The following is a 14,955-nucleotide window of genomic DNA, read 5'->3' as shown; positions in this document are numbered from 1 at the left end:
TTTATGAGCATGCAATAGCGTTTCTTAGAGCGCTATTTTTTCATGTCTAAAGAACAATACATTGGCAAAAGTGCTCTTAAAAGTTAGAGGCAGGTGATGGCAGCTTGTTAAATGGTGAGCTGCATTCTTATATTGAGGAACTACTTCCAGGACGTGAGCCATTGTTTATCGAAATGGAAACTTATGCAAAAGAAAACAAAGTCCCAATCATGGAACTCGTAGGAATTGAAGCATTGCTTCAACTCTTAAGAATTCAAAACTCAAAAAAGATTTTAGAGGTTGGTACAGCTATAGGTTATTCAGCCTTACGAATGGCGGCAACTCTTCCTCATTCGTCAATTGTTACGATTGAAAGAGACTTAGAAAGAATTAAAGTCGCTGAAGAATACATGGTTCGTTCAAAGCACGGAGGACAAATTCTTTTAATAAAAGGTGACGCGCTTGAAGTGGAAGAACTTGTAAGTGTACAAGCGCCATATGATGCCATTTTTGTGGATGCAGCAAAAGGCCAATATAAAAAATTCTTTGAGTTGTATGCAAAATATCTTAATGATGATGGAATCATCATTACGGATAATGTTTTATTTAAAGGATTGGTGGTCCAATCTGATTTTGAATCGAAACGGATTCGGAATCTTGTAAAGAAAATAGATGGTTTTAACCAATGGCTGATGAATAATGATGATTATCATACTGTCATTCTCCCCGTTGGAGATGGAATTGCCATTAGTAAAAAGAAGAGGTGAATGAGTTGAAAAAAACGGAATTATTAGTAACTCCTTTATCAATTGACGATATGTTGCCGCTGGCGGCTGCTGGTGCAGATGCGTTTGTCATTGGTGAACAGAGATATGGCTTACGTTTAGCTGGTGAGTTTAACCGAGAACAAGTAAGACAGGCTATTGAATTAGCCCATGAACAAGGTAAAAAGGTCTATGTTGCTATTAATGCTATTTTTCATAATGAAAAAGTTGCTGAATTAGATGACTATATTAAATTTGTAGCCGACGCGAACGCTGATGCCATTATTTTTGGTGATCCTGCCGTGTTGCTGACTGCTCGTGAAGTTGCACCAAATATGAAGCTTCATTGGAGCACAGAAACACTTGGAACAAATTGGTTTTCATGTAACTATTGGGGCAAAAAAGGAGCAAAAAGAGCTGTTCTAGCCCGTGAGATCAATATGGATGCGGTCGTGGAAATTAAAGAAAATGCTGAAGTTGAAATTGAAGTACAGGTACACGGCATGAGTTGTATGTTCCAATCAAAACGTTCACTTCTAGGAAATTATTATGAGTACCAAGGGAAAGTAATGGAAATCGAAAACCGCAAAATGGAAAAAAATATGTTTTTACATGATAAAGAAAGAGAAAATAAATATCCAATCTTTGAAGATGAGAACGGGACTCATATTATGAGTCCGAATGATATTTGCATGATCGATGAGCTCCAAGAAATGTTAGAGGCAGGAGTCGATTCATTCAAAATCGATGGGTTATTAAAGTCTTCTGATTATCTACTTACGGTTACAAAGGCATATCGTGAAGCGATTGATTTGTTTTTTGAAGATCCCGATTTATACGAGGATAAAAAGGATGAGCTTTTAGCAGCAATTGAGAAAGTTCAGCCAGAAAACCGTAACCTAGATACAGGATTCTTTTTCAAAGAGACAGTTTATTAAAAGGAGGAGTTCATTCGTGGATACAGTTAAAGACAAAATCTCTGAAATCATCGATGGAAAACGTGTGATTGTGAAAAAGCCAGAACTCCTTGCTCCAGCAGGAAATCTAGAAAAATTAAAAATTGCTGTTCAATATGGGGCAGATGCCGTTTTTATTGGCGGTCAGGAATATGGTCTGCGCTCTAACGCCGATAACTTCACATTTGAGGAAATGAAGGAAGGCGTCGAATTCGCAAAAAAATTCGGAGCAAAAATATATGTTACAACTAATATTTTTGCTCATAATGAGAATATTGACGGTTTAGAAGAATATATCCTTGGCTTAAAAGGAACGGGAATAGCTGGAATCATTGTTGCGGATCCATTAATTATTGAAAATTGCCGCAGGCTTGCACCAGAAATTGAAATTCATATTAGTACCCAGCAATCGATTTCAAACTGGAAAACAGCTCAGTTTTGGAAGGAAAGTGGTGCAGAACGTGTAGTTTTAGCCCGTGAAACAAGTGCAGAAGAAATTAGGGAAATGAAGGAAAAGGTGGATGTAGAGATTGAAATCTTTATCCATGGAGCAATGTGTATTGCCTATTCTGGACGTTGTACCCTAAGTAATCATATGACTGCAAGAGATTCCAACAGAGGAGGCTGCTGTCAGTCTTGTCGCTGGGATTATGACCTCTATAAACTGGAAGATAACACGACAGAAGTGCCGCTTTATGTAGAAAACGATGACCCCTTTGCCATGAGTCCAAAAGACCTTAACCTTATTCAAGCGATTCCTCAAATGATTGAGATTGGTATTGACAGCTTGAAAATAGAAGGTCGTATGAAGTCAATTCATTATATCGCAACAGTTGTTAGTGTATATCGAAAGGTTATCGATGCATATTGTGCAGATCCTGAAAACTTCGTTATTAAGCGTGAGTGGTTAGAAGAGCTGGACAAATGCGCAAACCGTGAGACGGCACCTGCGTTTTTTGAAGGAGTTCCGGGGTATAAAGAGCAAATGTTTGGTAATCATAGCAACAAGACAAAGTTTGAATTTGTCGGACTAGTGTTGGATTACAACGAAGAAACACAAATGGTTACACTTCAACAGCGAAACCACTTTAAACCAGGTCAGGAAGTAGAATTCTTTGGTCCGGAAATTCAAAACTTTACACATGTGATTGATAAAATCTGGGATGAAAAAGGTAATGAGTTGGATGCTGCTCGACATCCGCTTCAAATTGTACAATTTAAATTGGACAAACCAGTTTACCCTAACAACATGATGCGAAAGGAGAACTAGGTCCATGCGCAAACCTGTTGTTATTGGTGTTGCTGGAGGTTCCGGCTCGGGGAAAACAAGTGTCACAAAAGCAATATATAAAAGCTTTACAGGTCATTCTATCACGATGATTCAACAAGATTATTATTATAAAGACCAAAGTGAGTTACCGTTTGAGGAACGCTTAAAGACCAATTATGACCATCCTTTTGCATTTGACAATGATTTGCTCGTCGAACATCTTGAAAAGCTTCTGCGCTACGAGACGATCGAAAAACCCGTTTATGATTATTCAATTCATACTCGCTCAAAAGAAATCATTGAAGTTGAACCAAAAGATGTTATTATTTTAGAAGGTATCCTTGTTCTGGAAGATGAACGGTTAAGAAATCTGATGGATATTAAGCTTTTTGTTGATACAGACGCAGATATTCGAATTATTAGACGATTATCTCGTGATATTAAAGAGCGTGGTCGTACATTGGATTCCGTTATTGATCAATATACGAATGTTGTTCGTCCGATGCATAATCAATTTATTGAGCCAACAAAGCGCTATGCTGACGTCATTATTCCTGAAGGCGGTCAAAACCATGTGGCGATTGATTTAATGGTCACAAAAATTCAAACAATTCTTGAACAAAAGTCATTTTTATGAAACAATAGCGTAAAGATTAGTTACAATGATTCCAAAATGGATGAATACATGCCTGCGCGCCCTTCTAAGAGGACGCGCTACTATGTATTTATGTGATACCTACATAACATTATCAAACACAGTCTATGGGGGATTGTGAAGACTAGAAGGAGTGAGAAGTATTGGCGATTGACAAAGTATTTCCAATGACACAGGCGGGTAAGGATAAGCTTATCCAGGAACTTGACCATTTAAAATCTGTAAAGCGTAAAGAGGTTGTAGAAAGAATCAAAATAGCTAGAAGTTTCGGGGATTTATCTGAAAACTCTGAGTATGATTCTGCAAAAGAAGAACAAGCTTTTGTGGAGGGACGGATTACAACCTTAGAAAATATGATCCGCAATGCAAAAATTATCGAAGAAGGCGACATGTCCACTGATTCTGTTACTCTAGGCAGATCCGTTACATTTGTTGAACTTCCTAATGGCGACGAAGAAACATATACCATTGTTGGTAGTGCAGAGGCAGATCCGTTTGAAGGTAAAATTTCCAACGATTCTCCTATAGCGAAAAGCTTAATGGGCAAAAAAGTAGGCGATCAAGTATCTGTTCAAACACCAGGCGGTGAAATGAGCGTTCGTATTGTCTCAATTAAGTAATTGAATTATTTACTTTATGTTTGAAATGGGAACACCTCGTCAAAACTTTTGACGAGGTGTTTTTTTATGATAAAGAGAAGAATTAAAGGATTACTTGTCTTTTGTGTAGCTGGAATCTTAGTCCTCACAGCCAGGTTAATTCAGATTCAGTTAGTCCAATCTGAATCCTTTTCAAAGCATAATGTTAATTTATTGGAAGAAAGTGTCCAGCAACGAACACAAGAATTAGTCATTGATAATGGCCGCGGTAATTTTTTGGATCGAAATGGAGAGATGCTTACCCATAAAAAAGTATCTGTTCTTGTCCTTTTCCCCTTTTTAAAAAATATGACTTGGGATAGTGAAACAGTCGCAGCGATTTCTGGGATATCAGAAGTAAAGTTAAAAGACGCATTGGAACAGGCCAAAAAACCATTTGCATTTGGAGAGCCAGCGCCAATAGAGTTGACTTCTACGCAGATGGAGAAAATTAACAAACTGGAAATACCCGGTGTATTTGCGATTGAAAAGAAATTTGAACGTACAGAGATTCCAGCCGAACAATTACTTGGTCTAACTGGTGAAAATGTAGAGGAATTAAAAAAGCGCTATCCTAACAAGGAACTTTCGGAAAAAACACTCATTGGTGTTTCGGGTCTTGAAGAAAGTTTTGATGAGTTTTTACTTCCAGAGGGAAAATCAAAACTCGTCTATCACGTAGATGGTGACGGAGCTCCGTTATTTGGAATAAATGTGAAGTATGTGGACCCTGCTAATCCTTTTTATCCAGTGAATATTAGGACAACCATTGATAAAAGTTTACAGCAAAAGTCTGAGGAGCTAGTGGATCAGCATGGTATTAGGAAGGGAGGATTAATCCTTATTGATATTGAAACTAATAGTGTTTTAGCATCCGTTTCGCGACCAGCCATCAATCAAAAGGATCCGTATAGCGGGTCTGGCATCACCAATCGGATGCTTAAGCAAGAAATAATGGGTTCCATTTTTAAAACAGTGGTAGCCGCTGCTGCTATTGACCAAAATCTTGATGATCCCACACGGTTATTTAATTGTAGTCAAAAAATTAATGGGGAACCTGAATTAAAATATAACTATGGAATGCTGTCTTTTACTGAAAGCTTTGCGAGAAGCTGTAACCGAACTTTTGGAGAGTTGGCAAAAGAACTTCAAAAAAAAGATCAAGATATGCTGGCCGATTACGCTGAGAAATTATCATTAACTGGTACTGTAGGCTGGCAGGGTGAAGTCTACCATACAAACAATTTTAAGCAGCTATTGGATGAAGATAAAGGAAGAGTGTTTTTAACAGAAGAGGCAAAAAAGGACCCGAACTTTGCTGCAATGTCAGGGATTGGGCAGCATGAGGTTCGGGCTACACCCCTCGCTGTTGCCAATATGATGGCTACGATTGCCAAAGGGGGGAAAAAAGAAATGGTCAGAACCGCTTCGAAAATTGAGTATAAGAACGGGACGACGATGGTTACCTTTGAAAAAGAAGAGTTACCTGGTGACACGATTTCCCCTTACAGTGCGATGAAGCTTCAGAAATTATTAAGAGAAGTTGTTGTTAATCCAAATGGGACTGGAAAATGGTTTCAAAATCTACCTTACGAGGTTGCTGGAAAATCCGGAACTGCTGAGACAGGTAAGTATGAGAACAATCAACAACTTCATAATAAATGGTTCGCTGGTTACTTCCCATACCAAAACCCTAAATACGCGCTTGTTGCAGTTAATCTTGATGTAGTAGACACAGAAGGCGGCGTAAATTTACTTTTTGCAGATATGGTCAAAATGTTATTCGAAGCCGACAATGGAACTCAATAAGGGATATCCCTTCAGGTTTTTTTTCTTTCATGTTAGAATATTGAAGACCTTATTTTTGGGGAGTGAAATGTATGAGTAATGATTTCCAATCTGGCTCGCGTTCAAGTTACCGGGCAAAAAGAAAGAAAACGAATATTATATTGAATAGTCTAATTGTACTTGTACTTGCCCTTATTTTCTTTGTTGCCTACACGATTTTTTTATCTGGTGATGATAAAGCAGCAACTAAAAAAGTTGAGCCAAAAACAGAAAATCAAGCAGCAAATACAAAAGATAAAGATGTCGAAAAGAAAAAAGAAGATAAGGGAACAGCAGAAGAGACAGCTGGCGAGGAAAGCACTGAAGAAGATAGTGAAGAAGTTACAGCTCCCGAAAAGGAAGATGACTCACAGGCAGTTGTGACTGAAGGAGATGGAAGTTCAAACGTCCTAAAAACCATTGAAAATCCTTCATGGAAGCCTGTCGGAACAGTGCAAACCGGTGAGCATGCACCTAGTTATGATGAAGCCTCTGTAGATTGGCAGGAAATGCTAAAGGCTGTTTCATATGCTACTGGACTAGAAGAAAGCAATATGACGCTTTATTGGTTTGGGCGAGATAAAAAATCTGGAAGTGGCTACTTTAGTACCGTTGCATCTAAAGACAAAACTTTTAAATACAATGTTTTTCTGCAATGGGTCGACGGGAAAGGCTGGAAACCTGTCAAGGTGGAAGAGCTTTCTGAAATAGTAGTAGAATAGGATGGAATACCCCATCCTATTTTTTATCTAGCGGTAAGCCTTGGGGCTTCCGCTTTTCTACTTCCGTTTAAAGTGAACGACTGCGCTATAGAATCTTTGGCCTTTTTCACTAACATACATTTGATGGGAAACGGAATGTACACCTAAAAGAATCGCTTTATTTTCCTCAATTTTTCCTTCAATCTTCTTTTCTAAAACCTTAAGCTCAGTTTCTTCAAAAAATTCTACTTTATCCTCAATAAAATCGAGTTGAAAATTCATTAAAATCATCCTTTCCATAAGTTCATTTTAGTTAATTCCTTTCTTTGAATCAATTACATATTAATAACACTTTGGTGAGGGAAAAGTAAGAAGGAACCTATTGATATGGAAGAATTCTGTCGATTGATGGTAGAATAGGGTTTGCGGATACCAAGGTTGAATCTGAGGAAGATTATAAAAATGGATTCGTGTAAACAAAAAACCATCTTTCATAATCTGGCAATTAAGTCGTTTATGAAAGGAGTAAAAAGATCAGAAAGAGGTTTTAAAATGAAAATTGCCATCATTGGAGCAATGGAAGAAGAAGTAAAATTACTAAGAGACAATATTGAAGGGCAAACACAAGAGACAATAGCAGGTTGTGAGTTTACCTTTGGACAAATGAAAGGTGCAGAGGTGATTTTGCTGCGCTCAGGGATTGGAAAAGTAAATGCCGCGATGTCAACAACTATTTTGCTTGAAAAGTATAAGCCGGACTGCATTATAAATACAGGGTCAGCTGGTGGATATAATCCTGATTTAAACGTAGGGGATGCTGTTATTTCTACAGAAGTCCGGCATCATGATGTTGATGTCACTGCCTTCGGGTATGAATACGGTCAGGTTCCACAGTTGCCTGCTGCTTTTTTAGCAGATGAAAAGTTAATTACCGTAGCAGAAAAGGCTGCAAAAGAACTAAGTAAATTCCAAATTGTTAAGGGCTTAATCGCCACGGGAGATTCTTTCATGGAGGATCCAGAGCGTGTGGAGTTTGTTCGTTCTAAGTTTGAAAAATTGCAGGCTGTTGAAATGGAAGCAGCTGCGATTGCACAAGTTGCCCATCGATTTGGGGTGCCATTTGTGATCATCCGTTCATTATCAGATATTGCTGGTAAAGAATCGGAAATTTCCTTTGACCAATTTATCGACCAAGCAGCCACCCATTCAGCTACATTAGTCATGAAAATGGTTGAAGCTCTAGGGTAGTCAGCTTTAGATTAGTGTGGTGGGTCCGGCTGAAAAGCCGGATTATTTTTTTTCTCCAGTTATGCTAAAATTTACATCCACCTAAGTGCCCGCTTTTATGTTAAAGTAGTCTAGTAGATTTTAAGAAAAGCAGGTGACCAACAGTGGACAAACAAACAAAAAGTCTTAAAGATAAAATGATTGATTTTAAACAATTTGCTGTCGTATTACTCGCTGTCGGTGTATTTTTATATTTAGGTGTAATCATTCCATCAGACGCAAAAACTGAAATGGATATAAATATAATGATGATCTCTTCCACGTCCTTTTTAGCAGTATCAATCTTCCTCTTTATCCAATCAAAACAATGTCAGCTAAAACTTATGGACATGGAAAATAGCAGCAAATGATGAGCGTTCCTTAAGGAACGTTTATTTTTTTTGCACTAATTCCCTAATGTATAAAAAAAAGGCGATTTAATTATTTTTTTAAAAAATTTCAAATAAATGGTTTACAAAGGGGAGGTTGGTGGATATAATTACCGTAGTTAGTAAAAAATTCCGAAGGAGGTCGAAGTAAAATGATGATGAAGTTATGGGTTGCTGCCAACAGAAATGCCATTGGAATGACAACTGGATATATGAATAATTTGCATTCGACCAATAGGAATGGATTGCTTAACTAATTTTAGTTACCTTACATATCCATGCCGCAGGGTGAATGCTGCCCTGCGGTATTTTTGTGCCTAAAATTTGGCCGCAAGGGAGTAATTTCTTGCGGCCTTTTTGCGTCTACTTTTTGGATATATTTCACAATTTTACCAATGAAAGGATGTGATAGCATGACACTCAATATATTTTTTATCTCCATTACATTCAAAAAACGTCAAGAAAGTCTTCAACAAGCAACTCGAAATGAAATGGTTGAAAAGCTTTATGAGCAGCACAAAGATCGTCAAGTTTCTATGTATCATTTAATGTAAAACCCTTTACGGGAGGTGAAAGTCATGACCTTAAATATTTTATTTTTATCCATTACTATCAAAAAACGTGAGATGAATTTCGAAGAAGCAGCGCATCAAGCCCAAATTAAGAAAATATTTGAAGAAACGAAGGATCGTCAAATATCCGTTCATCGCATTATGTATTAAGATTTTAACATGACAAAAAAGAAAGGTGGTTTTACAAATGATATTTTTAATTCAAAGACGTGGAGCAAGCCTATGGAGTATGAAAGATACCACCTAGTCAGCCTTAAAAAGGAGGTAGTCGAAGTGCCAGTGTATAATTTTTTATTGTTTCTTTTCGTTAAGAAAAAAGGAAAATCCAGGATAATATCAAAACTCAACTAAAAGGTAAAATCGATAAATGTTTGTTAACAAAATGTTCACATCCCCCTAAGTTAGATACTGTGAAAATATGATAAATTCGAAGTAGATAAAAGGATCTATCTTAAGGGGTGGAGAATATGTTCATGGTTGTGATGGCTTTGGTCATTACTGGAGCGATTGCCAGTGTGATAACAGCAGAATTGAGTGTTGAGTAATCAACTCAAAAGCGTTGATCTTTTTTTAGGTCAATGCTTTTTTTGTATATGATAAAAGGCATTAATTTTCTTGGACAGACACAATCCCCCTGCTTCTAACATAGGAATTAGTTATAGGCAAAGCCCAAAAAAGCACGGGGGTGGATGTGCATGGCAGGGATTTTCACAGCACTTGGTTATCTCATTAAAGAATTTTTATTTCTTGTCTCTTATGTAAAAAACAATGCTTTTCCGCAGCCCCTATCTGCTGCCGATGAAAGGAAATACCTACGGTTGATGGCGGAAGGGGACTCACATGCCCGTAATATGTTAATCGAACATAATTTACGGCTTGTCGCACATATTGTCAAAAAATTCGAAAATACTGGGGAAGATTCAGAGGATTTAATTTCAATAGGAACGATCGGTTTAATTAAAGCGATTGAGAGTTATTCTGAGGGCAAAGGTACAAAGCTGGCTACCTATGCCGCGCGTTGTATTGAAAACGAGATACTCATGCACCTAAGGGCACTGAAGAAGACAAAAAAGGACGTCTCTTTGCATGACCCAATTGGACAGGATAAAGAAGGGAATGAAATCTCACTCATTGATGTTCTGAAGTCGGAATCTGAGGATGTCATCGATACCATCCAATTAAACATGGAACTCGAGAAAATTCGCAAATATATTGATGTCCTTGATGACAGAGAAAAAGAAGTAATCGTTGGTCGTTTTGGTCTTGACCTTCAAAAAGAAAAGACTCAGCGAGAAATTGCCAAAGAATTAGGGATTTCGAGAAGCTATGTCTCTAGGATAGAAAAAAGAGCATTAATGAAAATGTTTCATGAATTTTATCGTGCTGAAAAAGAGCGGAAGAAAAAGAACTAGCAGAGTCGGAAATATTTCCGTCTCTGTTTTTCATTCTAATCATTTATTAATCGATACTCATAAATAGAATTTTTAAAATTAAGTATTATAATGTAAAGGTACATAGAAAAGGGGGTAACAAAATGACATCGTCTACATATTCTGATGTTTGGAATCTTGAAGTGTTTTTTAAAGGTGGGAGTGATTCAGCAGAATTAGATACCCATTTGAAGGATACGAAGGATTTGATTGAGCTTTTTGAAGCAAAAGTAAAAGATTGGATCCCTCTCAATACCGTTGAAGATAGGATCTATCTTAAGGAATTACTATTAGACTTTGAACGAGCCGGTAAAAAGCTTCGTCAGGCAAGCGCATTTGTGGGCTGCCTGCAGGCGCAAAATACTGAGGATAAAAAGGCTTATGCGCTTGAGGCAACTGTAACGGGTCTAAGCGCCACCTTTCAATCTGCGCTAAGTGCATTTGACAACCTTTTAACGTCTATCCTTGATGAGACTTGGAAACAAGTGTTAGAGGATGATTATCTTGCAGAGTTGACATTCTCGCTTTCCGAAAGGCGTGAACGGGCTAAAGATAAGTTATCGATTGAGGAAGAAGCATTAATAAGTGCACTTGGTGTCGATGGCTACCATAGCTGGGGGCAATTGTATGATTTGATTGTAAGTAAAATAAAGATTCCTGTAGAGGAAAATGGTGAGGTAAAGAAGCTTTCCGTTGGTCAGGCATCCAATAAATTTTCCAGCTCGGACAGAGAAGTTAGAAAAGCCGTTTTTAAAAGCTGGGAAAATTCATGGAATGAACAGGCCGATTACTTATCGAAAACTTTAAATCATCTCTCAGGGTTCCGTTTAAATGTCTATAAAAAACGTGGCTGGGAAGATGTATTAAAAGAACCATTAAGCATCAATAGAATGAAAAAAGAAACATTAGAAACCATGTGGGCTGTGATTTCTGAAAATAAGCAGCCACTCGTTGAGTATTTGAATCGTAAAGCAAAACTTTTAGGTCTTAAAAAATTAAGCTGGTACGACTTAGATGCACCATATGGAAAAACAGAGTCGAAAGTTTCCTACCAAGAAGGTGCTGAGTTTATCGAAGAAAACTTTGCTCTTTTTGGTGAAAAGATGTCTGGATTTGCCAAAAAAGCATTTGAAAATCAATGGATTGAAGCGGAAGATCGTCCCGGAAAAGCACCTGGTGGTTTCTGTACAGGGTTTCCTGAAAGTGAAGAATCTCGTATTTTCATGACTTATTCTGGTACACCATCCAATGTTTCAACACTGGCTCACGAGCTAGGTCATGGCTTCCATTCCTATGCCATGAGAGGGGTACATTATCTCAATCGCGGGTATGCCATGAATGTCGCAGAAACGGCATCGACTTTTGCAGAAATGATTGTTGCTGATGCAGCTGTAAAGAATGCTAAGGGTGAAGAAGAAAAGCTTGCATTACTAGATGATAAAATCCAGAGAACAGTTGCATTATTAATGAATATTCATGCTCGATTCCTATTTGAAACACGTTTTTATGAGGAAAGAAAGCGCGGTCCAGTGTCAGTTGAAACATTAAATCAATTAATGCTAGGTGCTCAGAAAGAAGCATATTGTGAAGCGTTGGACGAATATCATCCTTTATTTTGGGCATCCAAGCTCCATTTCTTTATTACTGGCGTGCCGTTTTATAACTTCCCCTATACTTTTGGTTATTTGTTTTCACTTGGAATATACGCTCAAGCACTTGAGGAAGGTAAAGGATACGAAGAAAAATATATCTCTTTATTAAGAGATACTGCTTCGATGACTGTTGAGGATTTGGCGGCTAAGCATTTACAAGTGGACCTAGATCAAAAAGATTTCTGGGAAAAAGCAGTACGTATATGCATAGACGACATCGATGAGTTCTTGAAACTAACAGAAAATAAATAAAAAATAAATAAAAAATAAACCCAGCAGATTCTTTCTGCTGGGTTTTTGCGTTATACTTTTCTAAGTTTAAATGGGCTAACCATCAGGAATGATAAAATGATGATAATAAACAAAAACGTCTGTGAAGGCAGGTAGGGGATAGCTAAAAAGCTTAAGGTTGCTAAGCACCCTGCTGCTGTAATTGGTAAGCCTGTAAAATACCCATTACTCTCAGTAATATTAAAGCGGGCTAGTCTAAAAGCGCCACAGCCAATGTAGAAAACCGTAAAAAATGATCCAGGTCCGCCAAATTCATTTAAAATTCCCTGATATAGTAATAGTGCAGGGGCCACACCAAATGATATAATATCACTCATGGAATCTAATTGTTTTCCTAGTTCAGATTCGATATTAAACTTTCTTGCAGCCATCCCATCAAAGCGATCAGCCAATGCTGCGATAAAAATTAATAACAAACTTAATCTTAAATTACCCTCCATGGCAAAAATTATTGCAAAACCACCAAAAGATAGATTTGTTAAAGTGATGACATTTGCAGTTTGGGACTTAAGTTTCTTAACGGTAGAATCAAAAACGTCTAGTAAAAACATTTTGCTCCACACTCCTTTTCAACAAGCCAGAAGAGAACTTTTTATTTTGTTTATCTATATTATCTAATTCTAAGCCTTTTAAGCAATTTCGTAAAGAGTATTTTTACACTTTTTGGAGGTTATGTAATGTTAAAGCATGCATATCGATTAATGATAGAACTAACCAATGGAAAATGGACATCTGTTATTTTACAGCGATTTGCTCGTTCGCGAGTAAGTAAATTAGTTGTCCCGTCATTTGCTAAAATTTATAACATAAATCTGGATGAAATGGAAAAGGCTTTACATGAATATCCTACTTTACATGATTTATTTATTCGAACACTTAAAAAAGAAGTACGATTGGTTGACCAAAGTGAAAATACAGTGGTTAGCCCTGTTGATGCCGTCATCGAGGATGTAGGAGCCATTAACGAAACGAGTGAAATCATTGTCAAAGGTAAGACCTATTCAATTGAAGAGATGTTAGGAAGCCATGAGACAGCAAATAAGTATTTACATGGTACATATATGATTCTATATTTAAGCCCAAGTCATTATCATCGTATTCACAGTCCTGTTGAAGGTACGATTGTTAAACAGTGGAGTCTTGGCTCTAAATCATATCCAGTTAATAAAATCGGTTTAAAATATGGGGTAAGAACCTTAGCTAAAAATTACCGTGTGGTTACTGAAGTGAACACCCTATTTGGTAATGCTGCAATCGTTAAAGTCGGGGCGATGTTTGTAAATTCAATCGAAACAACTCATACAGGTTCAAAACTTAAAAAAGGCGGGGAAATGGCTTACTTTAGTTTTGGATCCACGGTTGTATTGTTGTTTGAAAAAGGAATTTTTCAACTTGACTCCTCTATTCAAACACCAAAGGATATTAGAATTGGTGAAAAAATAGGAGTCTTTCTTAGGACAAAAGAAAAAGCCCTCTAAGGGGCAAAATTCTTAAGAAAACATTATCATTTTATTCATTAATGAACGGCGATGAATTTCTGTTTCAATAAGCTCAATAAACTCGGGACATAGTTTTAATTCTCTTGCTTTATAGTAGGATTCGATTAATAATTCATCTGACAGTTTACGCAAGCCAGAATGCACCTCCATATTAAAAATATATGGTACTAAAAAAGAAAAATGAAGCATAAAATGGTAGGTTCAATTGGTGTACCCTAAATCTACCAAATTAACTGGAATTGGACAACCTTACCAATTATTCACAATTAACGGTGGATAACTTGTGATTAATTTGTTTATAAAGTTTTTAAAAGTGACTGAAACAATGTGTATAATGTTAATAACTTTATCCACAGGTGTGTAAAATCAAGGATTTTGTCGAAAAATATTTATAAAGTATTTATATTTTTGTAAAATGAGGAACTTAGTAAATGATTAAACCTACCTACTTTTATAGTTTTATTTTGATACTAAAGCTAAAATTGGGTATGATGGTACAGATAAATAGATGTTAATTAATGAGGTGTAAGCTGAGTGTTAAAGAATTTTTTACCTGATGAACATGTAAAAAGCATATTAGATATTCATCCCGAAGTTTTGAAAAAAAGAGGAATTAAGGGAATTATTACTGATTTGGATAATACGCTTGTGGAATGGGACCGTCCCAATGCAACACCTGAGCTAATAAATTGGTTCGAACAAATTAGAAACCACGATATACTCGTAACAATTGTTTCCAACAATAACGAAAACCGTGTAAAGGAATTCTCGGATCCACTACAAATACCGTTTATTTTTCGAGCCCGCAAACCAATGGTGCGTGCATTTTATAGTGCTCTTTCCAAAATGGGAATTAAAAAGGAAGAAGCTGTTGTTATCGGTGATCAATTATTAACGGATGTTCTCGGTGGCAATCGAAGCGGATTTCATACGATTCTTGTGGTTCCTGTGGCGCAAACAGATGGTTTTTTTACTAAATTTAACCGGTTTACGGAGCGAAGAATTTTGAATTGGTTCAGGAAAAAAGGCATGATTCAGTGGGAGGATTAAAGGGTGAGTGAACAAG

General features: G+C 37.1%; 18 protein-coding genes. 15 read left to right on the top strand and 3 right to left on the bottom strand.

Annotation, left to right across the window (positions count from 1 at the left end; translation table 11 throughout):
* Nucleotides 1-104: 104 nt before the first annotated feature.
* From V7124_RS06545 to V7124_RS06515, 7 genes are all read left to right on the top strand, one after another.
* The gene (locus V7124_RS06545; protein ID WP_335487211.1) at nt 105-746 is read left to right on the top strand and encodes an O-methyltransferase; all 642 of its coding nucleotides are present in this window, start codon (nt 105-107) and stop codon (nt 744-746) included.
* Nucleotides 747-751: 5 nt separating this feature from the next.
* On the top strand, nt 752-1,681 hold the full coding sequence (locus V7124_RS06540) for a peptidase U32 family protein (RefSeq protein WP_335487208.1): 930 nt from the start codon (nt 752-754) through the stop codon (nt 1,679-1,681).
* A gap of 16 nt (nt 1,682-1,697) precedes the next feature.
* Entirely contained in the window at nt 1,698-2,969 is a 1,272-nt protein-coding gene (locus V7124_RS06535) for a peptidase U32 family protein (protein ID WP_335487205.1), read from the top strand.
* 4 nt (nt 2,970-2,973) lie between these two features.
* Complete coding sequence (gene udk / locus V7124_RS06530) at nt 2,974-3,606, top strand: uridine kinase (protein ID WP_335408843.1); 633 nt, start codon at nt 2,974-2,976, stop codon at nt 3,604-3,606.
* Nucleotides 3,607-3,767: 161 nt separating this feature from the next.
* Nucleotides 3,768-4,244 carry a transcription elongation factor GreA gene (gene greA, locus V7124_RS06525; protein ID WP_335487203.1) on the top strand — a complete coding sequence of 159 codons (477 nt, stop codon included), beginning with the start codon at nt 3,768-3,770 and terminating at the stop codon, nt 4,242-4,244.
* Between the two features lie 66 nt (nt 4,245-4,310).
* Entirely contained in the window at nt 4,311-6,071 is a 1,761-nt protein-coding gene (locus V7124_RS06520; RefSeq protein ID WP_335487200.1) for a peptidoglycan D,D-transpeptidase FtsI family protein, read from the top strand.
* A 71-nt stretch (nt 6,072-6,142) separates the two neighbouring features.
* The gene (locus tag V7124_RS06515; protein WP_335408850.1) at nt 6,143-6,811 is read left to right on the top strand and encodes a YrrS family protein; all 669 of its coding nucleotides are present in this window, start codon (nt 6,143-6,145) and stop codon (nt 6,809-6,811) included.
* Nucleotides 6,812-6,868: 57 nt separating this feature from the next.
* Here V7124_RS06515 and V7124_RS06510 read toward each other — a convergent pair whose 3' ends face one another.
* Entirely contained in the window at nt 6,869-7,072 is a 204-nt protein-coding gene (locus V7124_RS06510) for a DUF2536 family protein (RefSeq protein WP_335487197.1), read from the bottom strand.
* A 270-nt stretch (nt 7,073-7,342) separates the two neighbouring features.
* Here V7124_RS06510 and mtnN point away from each other — a divergent pair, with 270 nt between their 5' ends.
* The 6 genes from mtnN (at nt 7,343) to V7124_RS06480 (ending at nt 12,351) form a co-directional block, all read left to right on the top strand.
* A complete protein-coding gene (gene mtnN / locus V7124_RS06505; protein WP_335487391.1) occupies nt 7,343-8,038 on the top strand; it encodes a 5'-methylthioadenosine/S-adenosylhomocysteine nucleosidase in 696 nt (231 codons plus the stop codon).
* A gap of 143 nt (nt 8,039-8,181) precedes the next feature.
* Nucleotides 8,182-8,427 (top strand): YrhC family protein, encoded by a 246-nt coding sequence (locus tag V7124_RS06500; RefSeq protein ID WP_335487194.1) that lies wholly within the window; start codon nt 8,182-8,184, stop codon nt 8,425-8,427.
* Between the two features lie 296 nt (nt 8,428-8,723).
* A complete protein-coding gene (locus tag V7124_RS06495; protein ID WP_335487191.1) occupies nt 8,724-8,999 on the top strand; it encodes a YrzI family small protein in 276 nt (91 codons plus the stop codon).
* Between the two features lie 24 nt (nt 9,000-9,023).
* Nucleotides 9,024-9,167: a YrzI family small protein gene (locus tag V7124_RS06490; protein ID WP_335408860.1), complete on the top strand. Its 144-nt coding sequence runs from the start codon at nt 9,024-9,026 to the stop codon at nt 9,165-9,167.
* Between the two features lie 545 nt (nt 9,168-9,712).
* Nucleotides 9,713-10,429, top strand: coding sequence for an RNA polymerase sporulation sigma factor SigK (sigK, locus tag V7124_RS06485; protein WP_045517798.1), 717 nt, complete (start codon nt 9,713-9,715; stop codon nt 10,427-10,429).
* Between the two features lie 122 nt (nt 10,430-10,551).
* Entirely contained in the window at nt 10,552-12,351 is a 1,800-nt protein-coding gene (locus V7124_RS06480; RefSeq protein ID WP_335487188.1) for a M3 family oligoendopeptidase, read from the top strand.
* Nucleotides 12,352-12,401: 50 nt separating this feature from the next.
* Here V7124_RS06480 and pssA read toward each other — a convergent pair whose 3' ends face one another.
* A complete protein-coding gene (gene pssA, locus V7124_RS06475) occupies nt 12,402-12,941 on the bottom strand; it encodes a CDP-diacylglycerol--serine O-phosphatidyltransferase (protein WP_335408864.1) in 540 nt (179 codons plus the stop codon).
* Nucleotides 12,942-13,067: 126 nt separating this feature from the next.
* On the opposite strand from pssA, the gene V7124_RS06470 reads away from it, so the two are divergent.
* Nucleotides 13,068-13,868 (top strand): phosphatidylserine decarboxylase, encoded by an 801-nt coding sequence (locus tag V7124_RS06470; protein WP_335487185.1) that lies wholly within the window; start codon nt 13,068-13,070, stop codon nt 13,866-13,868.
* A 12-nt stretch (nt 13,869-13,880) separates the two neighbouring features.
* Here the strand turns inward: V7124_RS06470 and V7124_RS06465 are convergent, their stop codons facing one another.
* On the bottom strand, nt 13,881-14,021 hold the full coding sequence (locus tag V7124_RS06465; RefSeq protein WP_335408869.1) for a sporulation histidine kinase inhibitor Sda: 141 nt from the start codon (nt 14,019-14,021) through the stop codon (nt 13,881-13,883).
* A 402-nt stretch (nt 14,022-14,423) separates the two neighbouring features.
* Here V7124_RS06465 and V7124_RS06460 point away from each other — a divergent pair, with 402 nt between their 5' ends.
* Nucleotides 14,424-14,939 (top strand): YqeG family HAD IIIA-type phosphatase, encoded by a 516-nt coding sequence (locus V7124_RS06460; protein ID WP_335487182.1) that lies wholly within the window; start codon nt 14,424-14,426, stop codon nt 14,937-14,939.
* The last annotated feature ends 16 nt before the right edge of the window (nt 14,940-14,955 follow it).

Origin of the sequence: Neobacillus niacini (assembly GCF_036961885.1) — a bacterium.
Taxonomy (GTDB): Bacteria; Bacillota; Bacilli; order Bacillales; family Cytobacillaceae; genus Neobacillus; species Neobacillus niacini_H.
The sequence above is the reverse complement of the archived record's forward strand: the minus strand, read 5'-3'. Positions and strand labels throughout refer to the sequence as shown.